At 44.7% G+C, this 22309-nt stretch carries 24 protein-coding genes; 18 read left to right on the top strand and 6 right to left on the bottom strand.

From position 1 onward, the window contains the following. The first annotated feature begins 123 nt into the window (after positions 1-123). Entirely contained in the window at positions 124-1155 is a 1032-nt protein-coding gene (gene spoIID, locus NAF01_RS23680; RefSeq protein ID WP_250801361.1) for a stage II sporulation protein D, read from the top strand. Positions 1156-1188: 33 nt separating this feature from the next. On the opposite strand, the gene NAF01_RS23675 is transcribed toward spoIID, so the two are convergent. Beyond that, positions 1189-1608 carry a VanZ family protein gene (locus tag NAF01_RS23675; RefSeq protein WP_250801360.1) on the bottom strand — a complete coding sequence of 140 codons (420 nt, stop codon included), beginning with the start codon at positions 1606-1608 and terminating at the stop codon, positions 1189-1191. A 143-nt stretch (positions 1609-1751) separates the two neighbouring features. On the opposite strand from NAF01_RS23675, the gene NAF01_RS23670 reads away from it, so the two are divergent. The 7 genes from NAF01_RS23670 to NAF01_RS23640 all read left to right on the top strand — a co-directional run bounded on the left by NAF01_RS23670 (position 1752) and on the right by NAF01_RS23640 (position 8908). Continuing rightward, complete coding sequence (locus NAF01_RS23670) at positions 1752-2681, top strand: stage II sporulation protein SpoIIQ (RefSeq protein WP_163142345.1); 930 nt, start codon at positions 1752-1754, stop codon at positions 2679-2681. Positions 2682-3038: 357 nt separating this feature from the next. Continuing rightward, the gene (locus NAF01_RS23665; protein ID WP_250801358.1) at positions 3039-3644 is read left to right on the top strand and encodes a pyroglutamyl-peptidase I; all 606 of its coding nucleotides are present in this window, start codon (positions 3039-3041) and stop codon (positions 3642-3644) included. 296 nt (positions 3645-3940) lie between these two features. Beyond that, positions 3941-4123 carry a hypothetical protein gene (locus NAF01_RS23660; RefSeq protein ID WP_048008002.1) on the top strand — a complete coding sequence of 61 codons (183 nt, stop codon included), beginning with the start codon at positions 3941-3943 and terminating at the stop codon, positions 4121-4123. A gap of 148 nt (positions 4124-4271) precedes the next feature. Further along, entirely contained in the window at positions 4272-4574 is a 303-nt protein-coding gene (locus tag NAF01_RS23655) for a DUF4212 domain-containing protein (protein ID WP_250801356.1), read from the top strand. A 91-nt stretch (positions 4575-4665) separates the two neighbouring features. Beyond that, complete coding sequence (locus NAF01_RS23650) at positions 4666-6336, top strand: sodium:solute symporter family protein (RefSeq protein ID WP_048007963.1); 1671 nt, start codon at positions 4666-4668, stop codon at positions 6334-6336. Next, the gene (locus NAF01_RS23645) at positions 6317-8224 is read left to right on the top strand and encodes a DUF294 nucleotidyltransferase-like domain-containing protein (RefSeq protein ID WP_434964690.1); all 1908 of its coding nucleotides are present in this window, start codon (positions 6317-6319) and stop codon (positions 8222-8224) included. Before NAF01_RS23650 ends, NAF01_RS23645 begins: the two co-directional genes overlap by 20 nt. 18 nt (positions 8225-8242) lie before the next feature. Continuing rightward, positions 8243-8908 carry a 3'-5' exonuclease gene (locus NAF01_RS23640; RefSeq protein ID WP_163142351.1) on the top strand — a complete coding sequence of 222 codons (666 nt, stop codon included), beginning with the start codon at positions 8243-8245 and terminating at the stop codon, positions 8906-8908. An 89-nt stretch (positions 8909-8997) separates the two neighbouring features. Here NAF01_RS23640 and NAF01_RS23635 read toward each other — a convergent pair whose 3' ends face one another. Beyond that, positions 8998-9630, bottom strand: a complete 633-nt coding sequence (locus NAF01_RS23635) for a LysM peptidoglycan-binding domain-containing protein (RefSeq protein ID WP_250801354.1) — start codon at positions 9628-9630, stop codon at positions 8998-9000. Positions 9631-10321: 691 nt separating this feature from the next. Between NAF01_RS23635 and spoIIID the strand changes: the two genes are divergently transcribed. The 7 genes from spoIIID to NAF01_RS23600 all read left to right on the top strand — a co-directional run bounded on the left by spoIIID (position 10322) and on the right by NAF01_RS23600 (position 15288). Continuing rightward, complete coding sequence (gene spoIIID, locus NAF01_RS23630; protein ID WP_009332173.1) at positions 10322-10594, top strand: sporulation transcriptional regulator SpoIIID; 273 nt, start codon at positions 10322-10324, stop codon at positions 10592-10594. A 518-nt stretch (positions 10595-11112) separates the two neighbouring features. Further along, the gene (locus tag NAF01_RS23625; RefSeq protein WP_048007967.1) at positions 11113-12114 is read left to right on the top strand and encodes a rod shape-determining protein; all 1002 of its coding nucleotides are present in this window, start codon (positions 11113-11115) and stop codon (positions 12112-12114) included. Between the two features lie 206 nt (positions 12115-12320). Further along, entirely contained in the window at positions 12321-13160 is an 840-nt protein-coding gene (locus tag NAF01_RS23620) for a flagellar hook-basal body protein (protein WP_250801352.1), read from the top strand. Positions 13161-13194: 34 nt separating this feature from the next. Then, positions 13195-14022: a flagellar hook-basal body protein gene (locus tag NAF01_RS23615; RefSeq protein ID WP_250801351.1), complete on the top strand. Its 828-nt coding sequence runs from the start codon at positions 13195-13197 to the stop codon at positions 14020-14022. An 18-nt stretch (positions 14023-14040) separates the two neighbouring features. Next, a complete protein-coding gene (locus NAF01_RS23610; RefSeq protein WP_159346421.1) occupies positions 14041-14310 on the top strand; it encodes a DNA-directed RNA polymerase subunit beta in 270 nt (89 codons plus the stop codon). Between the two features lie 124 nt (positions 14311-14434). Next, positions 14435-14863, top strand: coding sequence for a 3-hydroxyacyl-ACP dehydratase FabZ (gene fabZ / locus NAF01_RS23605; RefSeq protein ID WP_048007971.1), 429 nt, complete (start codon positions 14435-14437; stop codon positions 14861-14863). 134 nt (positions 14864-14997) lie between these two features. After that, the gene (locus tag NAF01_RS23600; protein WP_048007972.1) at positions 14998-15288 is read left to right on the top strand and encodes a hypothetical protein; all 291 of its coding nucleotides are present in this window, start codon (positions 14998-15000) and stop codon (positions 15286-15288) included. 19 nt (positions 15289-15307) lie between these two features. Here NAF01_RS23600 and NAF01_RS23595 read toward each other — a convergent pair whose 3' ends face one another. After that, complete coding sequence (locus NAF01_RS23595; RefSeq protein ID WP_197217663.1) at positions 15308-15766, bottom strand: YwpF-like family protein; 459 nt, start codon at positions 15764-15766, stop codon at positions 15308-15310. 265 nt (positions 15767-16031) lie between these two features. Between NAF01_RS23595 and ssb the strand changes: the two genes are divergently transcribed. Continuing rightward, positions 16032-16400: a single-stranded DNA-binding protein gene (ssb, locus tag NAF01_RS23590; protein WP_250801348.1), complete on the top strand. Its 369-nt coding sequence runs from the start codon at positions 16032-16034 to the stop codon at positions 16398-16400. Between the two features lie 5 nt (positions 16401-16405). Next, positions 16406-16597: a hypothetical protein gene (locus NAF01_RS23585; protein WP_250802533.1), complete on the top strand. Its 192-nt coding sequence runs from the start codon at positions 16406-16408 to the stop codon at positions 16595-16597. A 146-nt stretch (positions 16598-16743) separates the two neighbouring features. On the opposite strand, the gene NAF01_RS23580 is transcribed toward NAF01_RS23585, so the two are convergent. Continuing rightward, positions 16744-17145 (bottom strand): helix-turn-helix domain-containing protein, encoded by a 402-nt coding sequence (locus NAF01_RS23580; protein ID WP_163142370.1) that lies wholly within the window; start codon positions 17143-17145, stop codon positions 16744-16746. Between the two features lie 205 nt (positions 17146-17350). Here NAF01_RS23580 and NAF01_RS23575 point away from each other — a divergent pair, with 205 nt between their 5' ends. Continuing rightward, entirely contained in the window at positions 17351-17737 is a 387-nt protein-coding gene (locus NAF01_RS23575; RefSeq protein ID WP_163142372.1) for a hypothetical protein, read from the top strand. Between the two features lie 7 nt (positions 17738-17744). Here NAF01_RS23575 and NAF01_RS23570 read toward each other — a convergent pair whose 3' ends face one another. After that, positions 17745-20564 (bottom strand): DEAD/DEAH box helicase, encoded by a 2820-nt coding sequence (locus NAF01_RS23570; RefSeq protein WP_197246531.1) that lies wholly within the window; start codon positions 20562-20564, stop codon positions 17745-17747. Further along, positions 20557-22173, bottom strand: a complete 1617-nt coding sequence (locus tag NAF01_RS23565) for an SWIM zinc finger family protein (protein WP_197246533.1) — start codon at positions 22171-22173, stop codon at positions 20557-20559. The genes NAF01_RS23570 and NAF01_RS23565 overlap by 8 nt, the downstream gene beginning before the upstream one ends. Positions 22174-22309: the final 136 nt, after the last annotated feature.

The raw sequence follows: 22309 nt of genomic DNA, 5'->3' as shown, positions 1-22309 counted from the left end.
ACCCCTATTCTGCACCTTCCCCCAACTTCCGAAGCAAATATTAATCTATTGTCATATTAGCTTGTCCATAGCCATAAACATGAATTGAGTTCGAATTATTTATTTGCTATGGAGGCTTAAAACATGACAAAATTCAAACCTTTCATCGTACTAGCCGCACTGTTGTTTGCCGTCACACTCATCGTTCCCTCCCTGCTTGTGATTCCTTTTACAGAAGGAAATGTCAGCGGGAAGCTTGGTGAGGAGCTTAAGACTGATGCCAAGAAAGAGACGGCGGCAGAAATTCCTCAGGGGCCAGCCATAGAGGTAGGAGTCTACCGCCTTGCACAGAAAAAGCTGGAGACGGTACCGCTTGAAGATTATATTGTCGGAGTGGTAGCATCGGAAATGCCGGCCGAGTTTGAAGAAGAAGCTTTAAAGGCGCAGGCATTAGCGGCAAGAACCTTTATCGTGAAACAAATGATGAACAAAGATAGCGTGGAACTTCCTGAAGGGGCATTAGTGTATGATACCGTAACCCACCAGGTTTATAAAAGTGAGAGTGAACTTAAGCAAATTTGGGGATCAGATTACAAATGGAAAATTCAAAAGGTTAAAGATGCCGTAAACTCAACAAGGGGCCAGATCCTCACCTTTGACGGCTCGCCGATAACAGCTTCCTTCTTTTCAACAAGTAACGGCTTTACCGAAAATTCCGAAGCCATCTGGCCAAATTCCGTTCCTTATTTAAAGAGTGTAGAAAGCAAATGGGACCTGCAGTCGCCGAAGTTTAACGGCAGAGAGGTATTTTCTGTACAGGATTTTGAAAGGAAATTGGGTGTGAAGCTTCCAAATGACAGCACCATCGGCACAGTGACTGAGCGAACAGCCGGCCAGCGGGTTTCAAAAGTGGATATTAACGGGAAAGTAGTCAGCGGAAAAGACATCAGAGAGAAACTGGGCCTGAAATCAACAGACTTTACCTGGGAACGCAAAGGTGACAATATCATTATAAACACTCAGGGCTACGGCCATGGAGTCGGCATGAGCCAATACGGCGCAAACGGCATGGCAGCTGAAGGAAAGAACTACAAAGAAATCGTTGCCCACTATTATAAAGGAGTGGAAATTGCAGCTTCTGACCAACTGCTGACGAAAGTAACGGCTAAAAAATAAACGAAAGAGCTGGTTCATAGAGAATCAGCTCTTTTATTTTGCCCTTTTAAAGAAACCAAGTAGCTTACCAAGCCTATCAAACCGCCCATAAAAAAGAGCCCTGCTGATAAAATACCAGCACACCGCCACACCTGTAATATCCTTAACAGCGTCAATCACAGTAGCAGACCTGTACGGTACAAATGACTGATGGATCTCATCGAGAACCCCGTAGAAGCACGCAAAAAAAACCAAAAGAATATTCACTCCCGGCGTCAGCTTAACGGCAGTCAACGCTGCCAGAACCAGAAGAACATATAAAATACCAAACTCAATCAGATGCATAGATTCTTTTATAAACCGGTCTACTGCCAAATCCGGCAGCTCCACCACAGCATCAGCCGGCATGCTGGACAGGATCCATATTAGCGCCATATACAGGAAAGGCAGCACCCGTATTATCCACTTAACCATTCTTCAGTAACTCCTTTAAAAATATTTTCTCAGATCATGCATAATCCAAAAACGTTTGTCGAAAAATAAGCCCAAAAAATTTTTTTTGAGAAATGTATATAATCCTCTCAATCTGTTCAGACTGATTGCTGAGGTGATGATAAATGAGAGAGGAAGAAAAGAAACGATCTTCTCAAGATTCCAGCTTTAAACGCTTTATGAAAAAGCGGTGGGCATTCCCAGCAATCTACATTGCAAGTGCAGCAATCATTCTAACCGGTGTTCTTTGGTACCAGACTAGCGACAACGCTACAGACACTGACAGCTACGATTACGAAGCCACTGATATTACCGGCAAAAAGTACGACGAGCCAGCATTGGAAGTTAACCGTGCAATGGAAAACTTCGTAATGCCTGTCAAAGACCCAGACTCTGCTGTCATTCAAAAACAATTCTATGACTATGACGGCAAGGCTGAAGAACAGGAAGCTGCTCTAGTATTTTACAATAACACATACCATCCGAACACAGGTATTGATATTGCCACTAAGGATGGGGAAACATTTGATGTCCTTGCTGCATTAAGCGGAAAAGTTACCAAGGTAGAAGAAGATTCACTGTTGGGTAATGTCATTGAAGTGGAGCATGACAAAGGAATTGTAACACAATATCAATCTGTTACAGAGATGAATGTTGAGGTTGGCGACCAGGTAGAACAAGGTGATGTCCTTGCAAAGGCAGGCGAAAGCTTGTTTAATGAAGAAGCAGGCGTACATGTACACTTTGAAATCCGCAAAGACGGAACACCGGTCAATCCGCTTGATTTCTTCAATAAGCCGCTAAGCTCTTTACAGGAGCTTGACACAGCTGACAAAGCAGATGCTGAAGAAAACAGCGGTGCAACTGAAGAAAATGATGAGGCTGCTCCTTCTGAGGACAAGTCCTCTGAAGAATCTGCAGATGAAAATGCCGGAAATACGGACGAAGACGAATCTGCTGATACAGAAGAAGACCCAGCTGGAACTTCTGAAGACGAAGGTCAAACTGACGACCAAGTTGAAGAAGACACTGCAACTGAATCAACAGACGCATAATAATAGGGAGTCTGCCAAAATGGCAGGCTCTTTTTTGGTGATGTCTAGCTCCACAATGGACGCTTCGGGAGCATAAACATCGCAGGACTAAAAGCATTAGCTTTTAGGAGGAGCGCCTACCCCCTCGAGGTGAGGCCCCCAGGACAAAAGCTTCGTCAGCTTAACATCGCACGACCGAAAGCGGCAGCATTTGGGAGGACGTGGCGTTCTTAGTCTGCGTTCGTTCGTGGGAGGCGCTTCCGCTTTTCTTTTGACAGGTACCACCCTGTTTTTTTTCGAATAAACATTATTTCGACAATTCTGCCATTATCCTGTATAATATTTCGATAAACGAAGTGTTATACAGGGGGAGAAGACATGAAGAAGCTGCTGTTAACCGGTTTTGAACCTTTTCTTGATTTTCCGATCAATCCTACCGAAAAGATTGTGAATGCATTAGATGGCAAAACGGTTGGAAACTATGAGATTATAGGACATCTTCTGCCGGTTGATTTTAATCGTGCACCAAAGAAAATAGTAGAGGAAGTGGCCGGGAAGAAGCCGGATGCAGTGATTTCTCTCGGGCTGGCTGCCGGGCGGACAGCCATCACTCCTGAGAGAATCGCAATCAATTGCCAGGACGGCGAGCCGGATAATAGCGGAGTCGCACCTGAAGACAAGCTGATAGAGGAAAGTGGTCCCGATGGCTATTTTTCCACCCTGCCGATCCGGCGGATGGTAAATAGACTTAAGGAAGCAGGATATCCTGCAGCAATCTCAAACACAGCGGGAACTTATCTATGCAATAACGTTATGTATTCCGTGCTTCACCTGCTAAAATCGACAAACACTGAAATACCAGCGGGGTTTGTGCACATACCTGCATCCCATGCACTGGCGGCTGCCAGTAAAAAAAGCATGGCAAGCTGGTCAGATGCCGATCTGCTGGAGGCAATTACGCTGATCATAAAAGAATTGGACTAAGGAGCCGAATTGGCTCTTTTTTTCTGGACATTTTTCATTATTACTATAGTGTTTTCCTCTAATACCCTAAAGCCTTCACCAACTATTTTTGCTGAAAAAACCTTATATATCAAAGTCTTTCAAAAATATTTATATTTTTTTCCAGCATGTACTTGACCTGAAAAAGATTTTTGTACATAATGAAGTATGAATTTTCTTAAAATTAAATGAAATCAGAAAATGAAGTATTCATTTTAAAACTTAAAGCGGAAAGCAGCAGGAAAATGACAGCGCTTTCTAAAAAGGGGGAAACCGAATTGCTTCCGTTACTGGCTATGATGATCATTACAGGTACTTGCCTTTTTCTTGCTTTAAGGAAGAAAAGGCCAATCTTCCTGGCAGTCCCATTTCTATCCATCTTTGCTTACTTCCTCGTTCAAATCATCCTTGTTCCCGCACCTTTCATGGATACAGTCAAATTTATTTTCAGTTTAAGGTAATGGTTTTGTCCGGATCCGGAAAATGGATCCGGTAAAATAGCAGCGATTCGGCTGCACATATCGCAATATAAGGAGTGATTTCTGACCAATAATATCTTTTCATCAAAATTAAAACTGCAAACATATCATTTTTACCGGGGGTGGAGTTTTGAAGAAAATCGATAAAAAAGTAGCGGACAGTTATTTCCGTGAAAAGACTCGGAATATGATCATTTATTTTGCTATTGGCTTTCTTGTCTCTTTTGGCGTGGTCTTCTTTGCAGAACCATTAAGTGATATAACCATTAACGGATTCCCATTCCATTACTTTATGGGCGCACAGGGAGCAGTACTGACATTTATCATTCTGCTGTTTGTTAATGCAAAAATGGGAGATGCGATTGACCGGAAATATGGAATTGATGAAAACAAAAATGAACAAATCAGTTCAGGAAAAGTTCTTGATCATTAATTAACGAAAAAATGAGCGGCTGTTCAAGCTTCCGCTATACAGAGAGAGAAAAGGGGCGTCAAAAAATCGATCGAAAAAAAGGGGGATGTTCTTGGATACACAGTTTTTGGTCTCATTATCTATCATTTTAGCTACATTTGCTTTGTATATTGGCATAGCCATTTACAATAAGGCAAAAGAAACTTCTGAGTTCTATGTTGCCGGCCGCGGAGTGCCGCCGATCTTCAATGGAATGGCGATTGGTGCTGACTGGATGAGTGCCGCTTCCTTTATCGGGATGGCGGGAACAATCATGCTTCTGGGCTATGACGGTCTTGCCTATATTATGGGCTGGACGGGCGGGTATCTGCTCTTAACCTTCCTGCTGGCACCACAGCTGCGGAAATACGGCCGCTACACGGTTCCTGAATTCATCGGCGACCGCTTTGACAGCCATACTGCACGAGTGATTGCAGCCCTTTGTACAATCATCATCAGCTTCACCTATTCGATTGGCCAGCTTTCCGGTTCCGGAGTAGTTATTGGCCGTCTTTTTGAAATTGATGCAAAGCTTGGAACCATGATCGGTGTCGTTCTGATTGCCTTTTATGCTGCATTCGGAGGCATGAAGGGGATTACTTGGACGCAGGTTGCTCAGTATGTCATTTTAATTATTGCTTACTTAATTCCGGTCATTTTCATGGCACTGCAATTAACAGGGAACCCTATGCCATGGATTTCCTACGGTGAACTTGTCGGTAAAATGGGTGAGCTTGACCGCGAGCTTGGGATCTCTGAATACTTTGCGCCATTTACCAATGGAACGAAGTGGCAGTTCCTTGCCCTTATGTTTACACTCATGGCTGGTACAGCAGGACTTCCGCACGTAATTGTCCGTTTCTATACGGTATCAACGATGAAGGCAGCCCGCTGGTCGGGAGCATGGGCATTGCTGTTCATCGGCTTGCTTTATCTGTCTGCACCTGCATACGCAGCATTCTCCCGTTTCATTTTAATGACACAGGTTGCCGGAAGCAAAATAACGGAGCTCCCAGCCTGGACGAAAACCTGGGTGGATACAGGCAAGCTTCAGGTAGCGGATGGCAATGGCGATGGAGTCCTGCAATGGAAGGAACTCATTATCTCGAATGATATCGTGGTTATGGCGACACCTGAAATTGCCAATCTTGGGATGTTTGTCATCGGTCTGGTGGCAGCAGGGGCAATGGCTGCTGCGTTATCAACGGCCGGAGGTTTGATGATTGCGATTTCTTCCGCATTTGCTCACGATATTTTTTACCGGGTGCTAAAACCGAATTCAACTGAAAAAACACGTCTCTCCGTTGCCCGCTGGTCCATTGTCATCGCGACTCTTTTGGCCGGCGTGATCGCGCTTAACCCGCCAGGAGCCATTACGCAAATTGTTGCCTGGGCATTTGCGCTCGCAACAGGGACATTCTTCCCGGCGCTCGTTCTGGGTGTCTGGTGGAAGCGTTCAAACTCACAGGGTGTTATTGCCGGCCTGCTGGTCGGGTTAGGTGTTACTTTGGCGTACATCTTTGCAGCTAAATATGGCGGATTTACAATCCTGGGAATCATTGATACAGGTGCCGGCGTGTTTGGTGCTACAGCTGCATTTGCAGCTAATATCATTGTTTCTCTAATGACAGCTGCTCCTTCGCAAAAAATTCAGGAGGAAGTTATGGATCTTCGCTATCCGGAGCAAATGGTATATAAAGATGGTGAAGTATGGATGAACGATGATGGATCAAAATCTGTATAACCTGTACAATTTGGAGGCTGTGCGGTTTCACCCCTTTTTTCATGGGGTGGAATCTGACACGGCCCTTTCACTTCTAGCCATGTGTGAAGTACGCCACTACAAAAAGAATGATATGATCCTGAAAAAAAATAAACCGCGTGAAGGCCTTCTGCTCCTTTTAGAAGGTCTTTCAGAGGTATTAGTGAAAAACGATCACAGCGGGAGGGAGGAAGTGCTCGAGGTGGTCCAAACAGGAGAGCTGATTGGATTCTCCAGCCTCGCTGATTTCCTGGGTGTTTCCAAACAGACCCCGGGAGAGTTGGTTGAAGTCAAGGCTTCCAGTGAGGTAAGAGCCATATTCATTCCGTTTGAAGTGGTGAGAAAAAGATGGGATGATCCCGCAGTTCATGATTACCTGCTGACTCAGGTAGCCGTCAGATTGAAGGATGTATACACATCACTTGCAGAACAGGTCAAGCTTGCGACAGATTATGGGGAAAACGATGCATTCATGATCCGGGTTCAGGATGTCATGAGCAGTGAGGCAGCCGCAGTCAGCACTGCTGCAACCATTCAGGAAGCTGCCCGGCTCATGCTTAACAGAAAGATTAGTTCAGTTCTCGTTATAGAAAAGGACAGCTTAAAAGGAATTATTACGGAAAGCGACATTGTGGAAGGGGTGGCAGCTGAAGGGGCAGATATAACTGCTCCAGCAAGCACCATCATGACAGCGGGTCCAGTCACGATATCACGGTCCGCTTATTATTATGACGCCCTTTCACTGATTCTTTTTAAGGGAATAAAACACCTGCCCGTAATGGAAGATTCAAAGGTCGCAGGGGTTGTGACGTTATCAGATTTGCTGAGAAAGAAAAATGAGAATGTGATAAAGACCGTTCAAAAAATTGAAAAAGCCGATCGGGATAGCCTTCCGCAAGTGAAAACCGGCATCTATGAGTTAATTGATTCTTTAATAAAAGATCGTGTTCCTATATTAAAAACGCTTGAGATCGTTACAAAGCTATACGATCGCATGAGCGGCAGAATTGTAGCACTATCTATTTCTGAACTGAGGGAAAAAGGCTTGCAGCAGCCATGCGAATTTTCTTTCTATCATATGGGCTCCAGCGGCCGTGGAGAGCAGTTCATGCTCACAGATCAGGATCATTTCCTGGTTTATGAAAGCCAATCGGAGGAAGCCGGCGATTTTTTTGAAGAGCTTGGGAAAAGGATCACTTCTAACATGGAGAGTGCAGGTTACGCACGGTGCAAAGGTCTCATGATGTGCAGTGAGGAGAAATGGCGGGGATCGCTGGCAGTATGGGAGGAGCGGCTGCGAACCTGGATGCTTCAATCCACTAATGACAATTTATTGTTAGCGCAAAACTTTTTCTCCTATCGGTTCATTGCGGGGAGTGAAGGGCTCAATGCAAAATTTGAAGCAATGGTTCAGGAGCAGATGAAAAGGTCCAGAATTTTTTTGTACCGGCTGGCACACCTTGAAAGGGAACATCCTATTCCCACGTTGGATCAGCCGCTCAGGTCCCTATTTAAGCTGCAGCGCAAAAGCATGGATATGAAAAAAGAAGTTTTATTTCCCTATCACCATAGTCTGCAGATACTGTCCCTAATACATGGGAAACTATCAGGCACACCGCTTGAAAAAATAGATTTTCTGCAGGAAAGGCAGGTATTCTCAAAGGAGTTTGCACACGATTTGAGAGGGTCTGTAAGCACTATACTTACGTTGTATGTCACCCAGCGCTGGCAGCAGGAACAAAACGGTGCCGCTCCATCTTCCGTTGTCTCATTTTCCAGAATGTTTACTCGTGAAAAAGAAGAATTGATTCTAAGCTTAAAGACCTTAAAGGAGCTGCAGAGCCAGGCAGTTGCAAGATTTTCATTATAGCTTTAAAAGGAGGCTGGTATGTTTTTTCTCAGAAAAAATGTGTCATGTTCGTTAAGGTATGAAACTATTCCGTTATCCACTCCCCTGGAAGACCTGAATTTTATTGTCTTTGATACGGAAACAACAGGATTTCAGGTTTCTGCGGCAGACCGAATCATTGAAATTGGCGCCGTCCCGGTAAAAGGATTTCAAGTGCAGGAAAAGGACCTTTTTCAGACATATGTTAACCCAAAACGACAAATTTCTCGGGAAATAAAAGAATTAACCTCTATTTCCGATGAGCTGGTAAAGGATGCCCCGCAGGCCTTGGAAGCTATTCAGAGTTTTTTTGAGTATGTCGAATCAAGGGAGGCGGTATGCCTGATTGGGCATTATGTAAGCTTCGATGCCTTGGCTGTTAAAAGTGAATGTAAACGTGAAAAGCTTTCGTTAAAAAATTTCCTGACCATTGATACGCTGGATCTGATTGGCTTTATCGCTCCGTCCTGCGATATGCGCGACCTTGAGAGGTATGCCATGGCATTCGGCACCCGCATTTATGACCGGCATCGTGCCGCCGGGGATGCTTTGACGACCGCTTATCTATTTGTTGAGCTGCTTTATCAATTTCAGCAGAGGGGCCATAAAACCTGGGGGGAGTTGATTAAAGCAACTGACAGTCAAATGAGGTCACTGCATTATTAAGCGTCAGACATATGTGGTTGGAATGTTGATGAGCGGGTGGGTGATGTGGGTAACGAGGAAAAGCCGGCTGAATCCGGCTTTCCATCCCTTTATTGAATATTGATCAGAGCATCGTCCTTGTAAACCACAAGGATTTTTTTTCCTGACATTTTCTGATAAGACGTTGCTGTTCCATACGGTACCTTTAATGTGAAATAATCATCTCCGTTTTTAAATTCCACCGTAAAATTGTCTGCAGCACCGGTGATGATTGCGTTTGTTCTGGAAATATCCCCTTTAATGGTCAATTTTTGATTGATGAGGACCATATCCCTTTTTAATTTGTTCAATGTTTTCAGTTCATTGACACTCATACGGTAGCGCTTTGCGATTCCCCAAAGTGTATCGCCAGGCACCACGGTATAAACGGCTGTCTCAAAGGAATCTTCTGTATGTCGTTCAATCCGAACCTCCAATTTTTGGCCGGGCTGGATCTTGTCAGACTTAAGGTTGTTAACCGCTTTCAATTCTTTAACAGTCATATCATGGTCTCTGGAGATTTTGTATAAGGTATCTCCCTGCTTCACTTTATAGAATCCTGTCAAAGCTTGGGCTTCTTTTGCTGAAGCGCTAAAACCCGCTGACGCAATTACTGCCGCAAAAACAGTGCTGGCTGCCGTCATTCCTCTAGCTTTCATCTTCTTTCTTTTATCATTTTGAATTCTTTCCTTGCGTGTTAGCATTCTATATTCATCCTATCCTTTGGAATATTATGGTTTCATAACCAATTAAATGAATTGTTTTCCGAAAAAAATAGTACGGGATAACGATCCGCTTCACAATAGGGAGGAGTTCCTGGCTCTTTTCCCTTGTTTCCGAAAATCCATATAGTTCAATGCGCTCGGTAATTCCTAGATATATGCAATTATCTGATGCAAATGAAATAGTTTGCTGACATCGAAATGAATTAACAGGGAATGAAGAATTTTGTCGAATGTGCGGGGAAAGTCCTGGATCTTATCCATGGAACAATTGAAATTAGGAAAGTTGTCACTGGTCTTTAGACTGCTTATTTTTTAAATACCCCATAGAATTTTTTGAAAACATTTCTTATTTTGACTTCCAGATGTCCTATTTTCAAAAAATTTAAACAAAACCTTGTCCTTATTGCGTTTTTCGTGCATATTCCCTCAACCAAGCTAATAAACTGTTACAAACCTTACAAAGAGAATGTATGAGGTGAGGGATCGTTTTACTAAACTAATGAATATGTTGAGGACATGTTTAATTATCGCAAACTGAAAGCAAGCATTTCAGGCGCATGTACGATTAACTTCAATTAATCAGGAATCCATGCGGAATACAGTTAAAATCCAGACAGAAAGCGAGTCTCATTTCACACTTCTCACATCCAAATTGGGGAGGGCGAGTGGTGTGCACGATTACATCAAAGAGAGAACTATCAAGATTGGAAAGTATATCGTGGAGACGAAAAAAACGGTTCGCGTAATCGCGAAGGAGTTTGGCGTATCCAAAAGTACAGTCCATAAAGACTTGACGGAAAGACTGCCTGAAATCAATCCTGAACTGGCAAACGAAGTAAAGGAAATCCTGGATTATCATAAATCGATCCGCCATCTTCGCGGCGGTGAAGCCACTAAAATGAAGTATAAAAAAGAAGAAATGGAAGAAGAGCCAGTTAAATGAAATGAAACAAATGGCGCCGATAAAGGCGTCAAAGGTTAAAGACTGCCATTTTAAAAAGTGTCACGGCTAATTTTCAAAGCTGTACATGAACCTCAATTGCGGCTCCGGGGGCTAAAAGCTCATAAGCTGTTTCCATAGCCTGAAACCTTGGCTTTGCTCTATGGATTTAAGCCCCTTTTCAAGTCGCCTGCATCCTTTTCCCCATTTCGACAAAAACCCGCAAAAAGTCTCACAAATTCTGTCAAAATGTTACTGCTTTCACAAGGAATGTGATAAAATATAAAATTAGGATAGAACTTGGTTCGTAAAGACTAGGACTCCTAAAGAGACGCCAGGCAAAATCATTTCTTTTATTAAAGAACTGATTTTTTTGCGTGGCTTGAACTGCTGTTGCGAATAATGATTTGATCATCTAACTAAAAATTAATAAGCGAAGTTCGCTTTAAGAATGCCTAAATAGAGAGAGCCTTCAAAGGTGCGGACAGAAGCTGGCCATGTTGCAAGGAGGAAAAAAAGAAATGTTTGCTAGGGATATTGGGATTGATTTAGGAACAGCCAACGTGCTAATCCACGTTAAAGGCCGCGGTATTGTGCTGAATGAACCATCGGTAGTGGCAATTGACCGAAATACAAACAAGGTGCTGGCCGTAGGAGAAGAAGCACGCCGCATGGTTGGTCGTACGCCGGGGAACATCGTGGCAATCCGACCGCTAAAAGACGGGGTTATTGCCGACTTTGATGTAACAGAAGCGATGCTGAAGCATTTTATCAACAAATTGAATGTTAAAGGCTTCTTATCAAAGCCGCGCATTCTGATCTGCTGCCCGACAAATGTGACAGGTGTTGAACAGAAAGCGATCAAGGAAGCGGCTGAAAAAAGCGGCGGCAAAAAGATTTACCTCGAAGAAGAGCCAAAGGTTGCAGCTATCGGAGCAGGCATGGACATCTTCCAGCCGAGCGGTAACATGGTTGTCGATATCGGCGGCGGAACAACGGATGTCGCGGTATTATCAATGGGAGACATTGTGACGTCTTCATCCATAAAAATGGCCGGAGATAAGTTTGACAACGAAATTCTTCAATACATCAAAAAAGAGTACAAGCTTTTAATCGGCGAAAGAACAGCTGAAAACATTAAAGTAACGATTGGGACTGTATTCCCTGGCGGCAAAAACGAAGAAATGGAAATCCGCGGCCGCGACATGGTGTCAGGTCTTCCAAGAACCATTACAGTTCGGTCAGAGGAAGTTCAGGGTGCTTTGGCAGAATCCGTTGATGTCATCATCCAGGCTGCTAAAAGCGTGCTGGAACGCACACCGCCTGAATTGTCTGCAGACATCATTGACCGCGGGGTAATTTTAACAGGAGGCGGCGCACTTCTTCACGGAATCGACCAGCTTCTGGCGGAAGAGCTGAAAGTCCCTGTCTTAATTGCCGAAAATCCGATGGATTGCGTAGCTGTCGGAACTGGCATTATGCTTGATAATATTGATAAGCTTCCGAAGAAGAAGCTTGTATAACTTAGGGACCCGCCATTGGCGGGTTTTTCTTTTAGGCTCATCTGAAAGGTTTTATCTGTAAACATTTTTCCATTTCAGCCGATGAAAAAAAGGTACAGCTTTTTTCAAAATCTGACTCCATTCTTCAAATTTTTAATGTTTATTGTCGGAAAGTTTTTTATAATAGAGCTAGAAAAGATTGTTCGGAATAAATAGAGGTGAAAAAGATGTTTAGAGGTTTCTACACGGCTGCTTCCGGAATGCTTGCACAGCAGCGGAGAACGGAAGTACTGACAAATAATATGGCGAATGCCAATACACCCGGCTTTAAAGCAGATCAGACGAGCCTGAGGTCTTTTCCGGAAATGCTTCTCAAGCGCATGGGCCAGCAGACCGTGCCGACTGAAAATGGACTAAACTTTCCTTTTAATAATGAAGTCGGCAGACTGACTACGGGGGTTTATATGCAGGAGACGCTTCCGTCCTTCATGCAGGGAGATATGAAGGAAACTGGCCTCGGTACTGACCTGGCATTGCTGGATCTTAATTTGCCGGTGAATCCGGAAACAGGCTTAAGAGGGACTGTTTTTTATAACGCAGCTGGAAACGACGGCGAACCCCGCTATACGAGGAATGGGAATTTTACCATCGATGCCGGGGGCTATTTAACGACAGCAGGCGGATTATATATTTTAGATGATGCGGGTGAGCGGATTCAGCTCTCCAGTGACCGTTTTACAGTAAGTGAAGATGGTGTGATTACCGGTGAGGCGGGTGAAACAGCCAGACTAGGCATCACTTTTGCCCAAAATCCCGAAAGTCTGAGAAAAGAAGGCGACGGACTTTATGCAGCGACAGAAGAGAGCATCCTCGAAAATGCCTATAATGCACAGAATGTCCAATTCAAGCTTCAGCAGGGCTATCTGGAGCGTTCCAATGTGGATGCTTCCCGTACAATGACGGATATGATGGCCGCCTATCGCTTTTTTGAAGCAAACCAAAAGGTTCTGCAGGCATATGACCGCAGTATGGAGAAAGCCGCAAATGAAATCGGGCGGATCGGGTAATGACCTGCCGCAGACCCGCTAAGGGGGAAAAACAATGAATCGTACGATGATCACGGCAACAAATACTCTGGCCCAGCTGCAGAAGCAGATGGATATTGTCAGCCATAATGTGGCCAACATTGATACAGCGGCCTTTAAAAGACGGGAAGCCAATTTTACTGATTTGCTTTTTCAGCAGTTCAATAATCAGCGGAATCCGGCTGCCGAGGCAGGAAGACTGACACCGGCAGGCATCAGGCAGGGCGTGGGTGCAAAGATGGCGCAGTCCCAAATCGTCATGCAGCAGGGTTCTTTAAAGGCAACAGACCGGCCGCTCGACTTTGCTTTCACAAAGGAAGGCCAGTATTTCCGTGTGCTGGAGCAGACGGAAGATGGAGCAGCGGTGCGTTTTACCAGAGCAGGCGCTTTTTATTTAACACCGGTTTCAGATAATGAGACCATGCTTGTGACAGCGGACGGACTGCCGGTTCTTGATGAAAATAATAATTCGATTATAATAAATGGACAGGCTAAAAATTTTAAACTAACTGATACAGGGAGCTTTTTGGCAGAAGCAGCCAATGGTGCCATCCAGGAATACAATCTTGGAGTGGTCCTGATCAACAAGCCTCAATTCCTGGAGCAAAAAGGCGATAATCTTCTTGGCCTGCCGGATGGAATAGACGGCGAGGGGATTTTTACAGAGCTGAACGGTGCACTTCGCGGACAGATTGGAATGGCCCAGGGTTCCCTGGAACAGTCCAATGTGGATTTGTCCAAGGAAATGACAGAATTAATCAACCTCCAGCGGGCTTATCAGTTTCAGTCCAGATCCGTCTCCATGGCTGATCAAATGATGGGACTGGTCAATGGAATACGTTAGATAAAAAGGGGAAATAAAATGTCAGTAAACAACAGTAATCAAGAAGCAGTCAAGACGCGTGAACAACTGAAAAATGAACGCAGCAAAGATGAGTCACCGCGTAAAGGGCGGGTTCGCATCCGTCTCATTCCGATCTGGCTTCGGATTATTATTGTCGTGCTTTTAATTTTCCTGAGCGTTACGGCAGGAGCCGCGGTCGGGTATGGTGTCATTGGCGGCGGCGAAGTAAAGGATATTTTTTCAAAGTCCACCTGGATGCATATAGTTGAACTGGTGGAAAAAGAATAGAAAATGGAAAGGAGGGCTCAAAACCCTTCTTTTTTTGTTGGCACTTTGCGTATCATCAATTTTTTAGTAAAATAAATATAAGCTATTAGTATCTGGTACTAAATAATGCATGGGAGCGATACATATGAAATTAAATGTAGAAGAAATCAAAGAAATCATCCCTCACCGATATCCATTCCTGTTCGTGGATTCCATTGAAGAGCTTGAGCCTGGAAAAAGAGCTGTCGGCAAAAAAAATATAAGTGCCAACGAGGAAGTGTTCAATGGGCATTTCCCTAATTACAATGTATTCCCGGGATGCCTGACGCTTGAAGCCTGTGCGCAGACAGGTGCTGTGGCACTGCTGTCACTGGATGAATATAAAGGCAAACTCGCCTTTTTTGCCGGTGTGGAAAAATGCCGCTGGAAACGCCAGGTGCGGCCCGGCGATACACTCATCATGGAAGTCGAATTGCTCTCCGTCCGCAGAGGAATAGGAAAAGGCAAAGCCCGTGCGACCGTTGATGGCGAAGTCGCGATGGAAGCGGAAATTATGTTTGCGATTGAAAGATAAGAGTTGGTAATCCCGTACACAATGTGCGGGATTTTTTCTGTAAAAAAAGATGCAAGTTGTTTCGGTTTTTGGGAAATATAAAGGAAGACCAATGCATCAGGTCAACAATACATCTTTTGAAAGGAGCTTTAACGATGAATAAAAAGCTTTTAACACTTATCGGAGGAACCGCTCTTTCCGCCATGCTACTGGCAGGCTGTGCTACTGACAACCAGGAGCCGCCGCCGGAAGATGATACAATCACTGAGGATAATAATGGTGATGTAAATGATGGCGATATGACGAATGATCTGAATGAAAACACAGATGACAACGACATCAACACAGATGACGACGGCGACATGATGGAAGACAACAACGAGCCGGGCGAAGATGCTGTGGAAGATAAGCTTGATATGCAGGATGAGGATAATAAAGATCAGTAATAGTTAAGAAAAACTCCCGTCATGACTGAGCGGGAGTTTCTTTATTTTCCTTTTTAGCAGTGGCAAGGCGCGGCTTGCTTTGCATCTTAACCTTGAATTCATCGAGGAGATTGTCGCCGATATAGCCCTTGTCCAAGAGGTCCTGAAGCAGCAATTCGGCGTAATCATTTTTCGTTCTTTTGAGTGATCCCTCAAAAAGGATGCTGATATGGTTTTCCAGTTCGCTGATAGAGGTAATTTTAGTTTGGAATGCGGCTGGATCGTTTTCTTTTTTGGTAATAACAACTTGGATGGTCAGCTCATCATTATCATCAGCGCGCTTTTTGAAATACTCAAGATAGGATTTATCAATAAATGCCTCCAGAAGCCAGCTGCTCTTCTCATCTTCTTTATTGATAATCAATCCATCATCCAGTTCAATATCAATCAGGCCATTTTCTTCCACCAATTGCAGAGAAACAAGTTTAAATGTTTTCATGGCTTACCTCCATCTCTAAAATAAGTTGTTTTAAAAAATTATAACACAGCCCAAACTGAAAGCGAATTTGACAGTTTGTCGAATTTTCTTTTTATTAATGCTGAAAATCGCATTATCGAGGCAGTTTTTTGCCGAAAAGGGGCGGAAAATTAAATTTTAACGGTGTTATTGCCGAAAAAGCACTGTGAAAAACACATTTTCGCTTTTTTACATAGTGAAGAAGTTCCGGCTATGATAAGGCTATCAAAGAGAGGAGATGAATACCATGATCAATCAAGTGACCCTGGTCGGAAGGCTGACAAAGGATCCTGAGCTGAAAAGGACACAGGAGGGAATTCCGGTAACAAATGTGACACTGGCAGTTAACCGCCAGTACCGCAACCAGAAGGGTGAAATCGATGCAGATTTTGTGCAGTGCACCTTATGGAAGAAAACGGCTGAAAATACATCTCAGTATTGCCGGAAAGGAACCCTGATTGGAGTAACCGGGCGGATCCAGACAAGGCATTATGATAATCAGGAAAAGAAGCGCATTTACGTAACAGAGGTGGTAGCGGAATCCGTCCGCTTTCTTGAACGGAAGAAGACAGAGGACATTTCGGTGACTGTAACCAAGGAGGAGCTTCCGTTTTGAATGAAGTGTCTGAAAGAGAAAAGGCATTGGAATATATGCTCGAAAGCCTCATCAAAATGCTCGGAAAATCAAACCACAGAGTCGATGATCTGAACAAACGAGTCCTCCAGCTTGAAGCGCTCATCCGTGAAACGGTCATGTTAAACGGCCATACACAAAAGCTTCAAACAGCTAAACGCTTCTCCATCATGAATTGACGGCATCCCCCATCCAGCTGTCCACACATTTTCCTTCCATATAGAGAATCAATCATATCCCCAAAACCTCCCCAAATTGGAACCCGGTACTCATGTGCCGGGTTATTTTTATGGTGACAGGCATCGCCCGAATTTTGTCGAATAACCTAAAATTCCTTCAATGCATGAATGTTGTTCTTAATCATTCTCACAGCGAGGGCTTTTTTCTTTTCGTTAAAGGTGTATATATCCAGGAGGGCTTTTTTCAGGTCCGGATAATGGCTGATGATCTCCCGGATCATTTCCATATCCTTATCATCCGGGTTTTCTTTTAAAACGGACTTGTCCGCCGCTGAGTAGGAGGACGGGCTCTCCAATTCATCAGTCAATAAGGTCTTATTCACTTTATATACTTCTGCCATTTGTACGAGGGTTTGGTAAGTGGGGGTGACCTTGCCTGTTTCGTATTTGCTGATGGTTGAGCGATCCACTTTCAGCATTTCTGCTGCAAAATCCTGAGTCCACTTTCGGTCTGTTCTTAACTTTTTCAGTATTTCAGGTAAAGACATCCTTTTTCACCGCCGTTTGCTTTCTTTCCTTTAACTTAGCGGGAATAAAGTGTAAAAAGGCTGTTTGTGAACGGTGGTCACACTAATAAACGTGATTATTATTCACGGATAATAAATACTGCTGCATAGGTATTAAGTACCAGGGAGGATTTTCACGGAATATGTCGAATATATTTTTTGAAAATAATAAAAAGGAGGGGATTTAGTGGGTAAAGGAGATAAAACCGGGTACCTGTATTTTCAAACAGAAAATAAAAATCTAAATACCAATCATCAGCCAAGCTTCTTTGATGCGCTTCAGCTCATTAAGCTCCAGAATAATAAATCCTATCAAAGAATTCCTCTTAGAAGCCATACTTCACTTATGTTCAACGATACGGAACGAACTATTCACTACAAGTTTAACTTCTTATTAAGTCAGGTGGCAATTAACGCCGGGGACAAGAAACCTACATACCAGCTGCTATCCTGTTTCATTATAAAGGAAGGAAGCAAAGTCACTTTCCTGACGCAAATGCCCAATAAGCCGGAATATGCGAAAATAGAAGAACAGCCTTCAAGCCTTTATGCATATCAAGGACTTGAAGACTGAACCATTTTTATGTCAGGTGAACCAGATCCCGCAGCTCATCTGTTGAAAGCTCGGTAATCCAGTTCTCGCTCGTAATGATCTGGTCATTAAGGGATTGCTTTTTTTCAAGCATAGCATCAATTTTTTCCTCGAGTGTGCCGGTGGCAATCATTTTATGCACATGAACAAAGCGATTTTGCCCAATCCGGTAGGCGCGGTCAGTCGCCTGATTTTCCACAGCAGGATTCCACCAGCGGTCATAATGGATAACATGGTTTGCTGCCGTCAGATTCAAACCGGTTCCGCCGGCTTTAAGCGACAGCAGGAATACCGGGAAATCATGATTCTGAAAACGGCTGATCATAGAATCCCGCTCCTGCTTTGGCACGCTTCCGTTTAAAAACGGCACGTCGAATCCGAATTGTTTTTTCAGCAGGCGGGCGATCATATTCCCCATTTCGATATATTGGGTGAAAATCAGGCAGCTTTCGCCCTGTTCATGAACAGCACTGACGAGTTCGCTTAATTTCTCAAGCTTTACAGAACGCTCAAGGACATGCTTAGGCTTCTCTTCTTTTAAATAAAGGGCCGGATGGTTGCACAGCTGCTTTAAGCGGCTTAATAACTGCAGAATCAGTCCTTTGCGCTCAAACCCTGAAAGCTTTTCGATCTGTGCGAATGTATCCTGGACAAGCTGCTCATATAGGGAAGCCTGTTCAGCAGTCAGCGGACAATACTCCTTCTGCTCAAGCTTATCAGGCAGGTTCAGGGCCACATCTTCATCCTTCTTCGTGCGGCGGAGCAGGAAGGGGCGAATATAGGCCTGCAGCTGCTTAACTTTATTTTTGTCGTCATCCTTCTCAATCGGCAGAACATAGCGCTTTTGGAACTGACCGAGACTGCCAAGATAGCCGTGGTTCGTGAAGTCAAAAATGGACCAGAGTTCGGTCAAACGGTTTTCCATCGGCGTGCCGGTGAGAGCAATATGATGCTTGCCCTTTAACTTCCGGACAGCCCTCGATTGTTTTGTCTGGGCATTTTTAATATTTTGGGCTTCATCAATCGAAATGGAGCTCCACTGGACTGCTTCAAAATCCTCCAGATCCATATGGGTTAGTCCATAGGAGGTCAGCACAATATCAGACTCCATTACTTTTTCAGAAAAGCTTTCTCCCTTCAGGCGGTTGGATCCGTAATGGAGATATACGCTCATGCCGGGGGCAAAGCGCTCGATTTCCTTTTGCCAGTTGCCGAGGACAGATGTAGGGCACACGATGAGAGATGGGCCGCTGTCTTCCTCTTTTTTAACTTTTAAAAGATAGGAGATCAGCTGAATCGTTTTTCCAAGACCCATATCATCTGCCAAAATGGCGCCGAAACCATACCGGCGCAAAAACAGCAGCCAGCTCATCCCGAGCTTCTGGTAAGGGCGGAGATCACCCTTGAAGCTTGCCGGGACCTCTTCAAGCGGAAGGTTTTTAATATCGCGGAGCTGCTTCACCATCTGTTTCCATTGGCGGTTAAGCTCGATCTGAATCCGGGCAAATGTTTTAGGGTTATCCAGATCATCTTCCTGAGGGCTCCCGTCAGCCATAAGCTCCTGCTCAATCAAATCGCGGACATGCAAACCTTCTTTTTCCGCTTTCTTCATTAAATCCTGGATATGGCGGACGAAGTGGGGGTCCAGCTTAATCCAGCGGCCGCGAACGTATACGAGCCGTCTTTTTTCCTCTACCATGCCCCGGAATTCTTCCTCTGTTAAGTCAACGCCATTCATGCTGAAGCGCCAATCATAATCAAGCATGGACTGCAGCCCGACAAACGAGGGGCGATGGCCTCCTGTTCCTTTCACTTTTGCTTTTACCTTGAGGCTTGCGTTCTTCATTGCCTGCCACCAGGATGGAAGCAGAATTTCCACGCCAAGTGCCAGCATGGTTTCGCTCGCCTCAGTCAGAAAAGTCCAGGCTTCATCTTCCGTCAGCATAGTCGAAATCTCGCCAGGCTTGCCTTCAAGCCAAGGGAAAAGCTCCAGCCAGCGCTGGATTTCTTTTTCAATTGAGTCTTCATAATCATGCCAGTCATGCGGATAATTCGAATAATCCTTGTAGTCGGCAAATACATCAGGGTTCTTTTTTCCGCGCAGAAAAATCGTCAAATCCCAGCTGGTATCGATATCGCCGGGTTCTTCCAGCTTAAGTCCGATTGAAAAAGGAGCTTCATTTGCTTTGACCCCGATCCATTCCTGCCAGCTTTGTTCATCAAAATAAGCGGCAAGGTCACGCGGTGAGAGATGCTCACTTCGCAAAGCTTCAAGCTTCTCACCGAACTGTGATTTTGCGTCCTGGTTTTGATTCATATAGCCATCAAGGGACAGGTGGAATAAATCCCCGATAAACTCCCTGACTGGAGAGCCCTCTACTGTCTGCTCCCAAAAGCTTGTGCCGAATTCGGTGATCACACTTTCCGGCAGTGCCCAGCGGAATTGATCCTGTTCCCAGGCGGCAAAGTCCGGCATCCATTCCTGGTCCACGATCGAGTCATAAAGAGCAGGAGAGGAGGCCAGCAGAATTTCTGCCGTTTCATCCCAGCTCCAATCAATCAAACGGTTGAATTGCTCTGCCGCAAACAGGGTAACCAGCTGCCAGCCGCTTACAGAGATCCCTGTGATCCCGTCTGACTCGGCAGCATCAAGCATGCTTCCGAAAAAGCTTTCCCTGTGGTGGTTAAAAAGAAGCGGCTTCCATTCCTTCGGAGAAAGCAGGCGCCCCTCTTCATCAACAGCAAAAATCAGGTAGCGGTCATTGTTTATTGGTTTCACTTTCACATGAAGAAATCTCGTTTTAAGCATCGATTAGCTTACCCCTTTTGCATTCTTCCTGAAAGGCGCGGAGACGTTTCGTTTTTTCAAGCAGCAATTCAAGAAAAAGCTGCCAGTCTTCCTGGCGTTTCAGCTTGTTGTACAGCGTGCGAAGCTTTTTCATTTTCCGGACGGCCTCGCGGTAATGATCTCTGTTTTTCATATTAATATGGCCTGTGATGGACTGATGATAAAGCGGCAGGAGGATGGAGGGCTCCTTTTTGCTGATTTCCCTGATCCGGTCCTTGCCAAGAGAATCAAGATCAAAGCCAATAAACGCCTGCAAGTCCGCCCATTTCATGAATTCACCTTTTTCGAAAAGCAGATATTCATAGTCACTGTAGCTGTACGGCAGCGTCTCCATCAAGGCTTTTTCGTATAAATCCATTTTGCTGCTCTCCAGGCAATAAGGAGAAATAGCTTTTATGGACATCCGGGTAAAATCCATGCAGGCGTAATAGTCATCAATTTCTTTCAGATAATCACGTAATTTATGGATAAATGCTTCTGCATACGGGCCCATCCGATTCCAGTCCTTATTGGCTGAAAAGTAATCGAGCCAGTAAAGCATGTAAGGTGTCATTAAGACATTTGGCACATTTAAAACACTAAGTGCCTGTTCATCATTGCGTTCAAGAATCTGAAGGTGCACATAGCCAGCCAATATCGGCAGGTTAGGCTCCTCTTCTATGGAGGATTTCAGGTTCTCGATCTCCGCTTCACGCCATTCTTTCTTTTTGAAAAAATGCGTCCATAGCAGCCGGTATAAATGTGTTCGTTCATATTCCATCCCAAAAGAACCGGTGATCAGTCCGGCAGAATCATCCTTCAGCTTTTCGATAAATTGATCGAACGCGAACGGGAGGGAGTGCACCGACAGTTTATTCATGATCTCAACGGAATCCTCCATCAGGGACTGATAGAGATGGCGGTAATAGCGGTCAATCAATTCCTTGCCATGGCCGTACTTCCTGCTCAGCGCCATTAGCTTTTTGAATGAAAAAACATAGCCGATCAGAAGGTAAAGAAGCTTCCATTCCTGCTCCACCGGTGCTCCCGCTTTCATGCGGCGCAGATACACATGGAAAAGCTCAGGCAGGACATAAGGACGAGGCTCTCCCTGTTTTTCCATCAGCTCGGTAAAGCTTTCGTCGAATGAAGCAGCCCAGAGATCATAATCCGCCTTCATCTGGCCGGAGGATTTTAAAAGATCCTTCGCTTTTTGAAGTCCCCAATTCTTGGCGGTCTGCTTTTCCTTAATCGGCTTCCGCCACTCTTCAATCCACGTGGACACACTCCTGGCCTTGGAAAGAAGCTGCAGAAAGACCGCGGTCTGATGGCGGCAAAAGCCTTCGGCCGGACAGGAACACTCACTTAAATGAATGTACTCAAGATCCAGTTCTACCTTTGCGGGAGTCACATCCTGTACGGTCGCCAACACCTTATCACCTTCAAAGCGAAGCTGATACACAAGCCCCTGCCGAAAAAGCATCAGTCCCTTCTGCACCAGGCGCGCATCCTCCTCATCCTCAGCCCGCAGCAGCCCCTTCAGCTCATTCGCTGCAAACTCCAAAGGCTCCAAAAACCGCTCCGGAATCATATTCATACCTCCTAATTGGTAACAGGCACCACCGAATTTTGTCGAATCTATTTAGAACAAGGCTCCCGTAAAACGGGTTAGTCGACCCTGTAAAGTACATTCCTTTATTATAACATTTAGGACAGCTGGAATGAAG

This window comes from Cytobacillus firmus (assembly GCF_023657595.1).
GTDB classification, from domain to species: Bacteria; Bacillota; Bacilli; order Bacillales; family Cytobacillaceae; genus Cytobacillus; species Cytobacillus firmus_B.
Note: the sequence above shows the minus strand (reverse complement) of the source record. Positions and strands in the feature narration are given on the sequence as shown.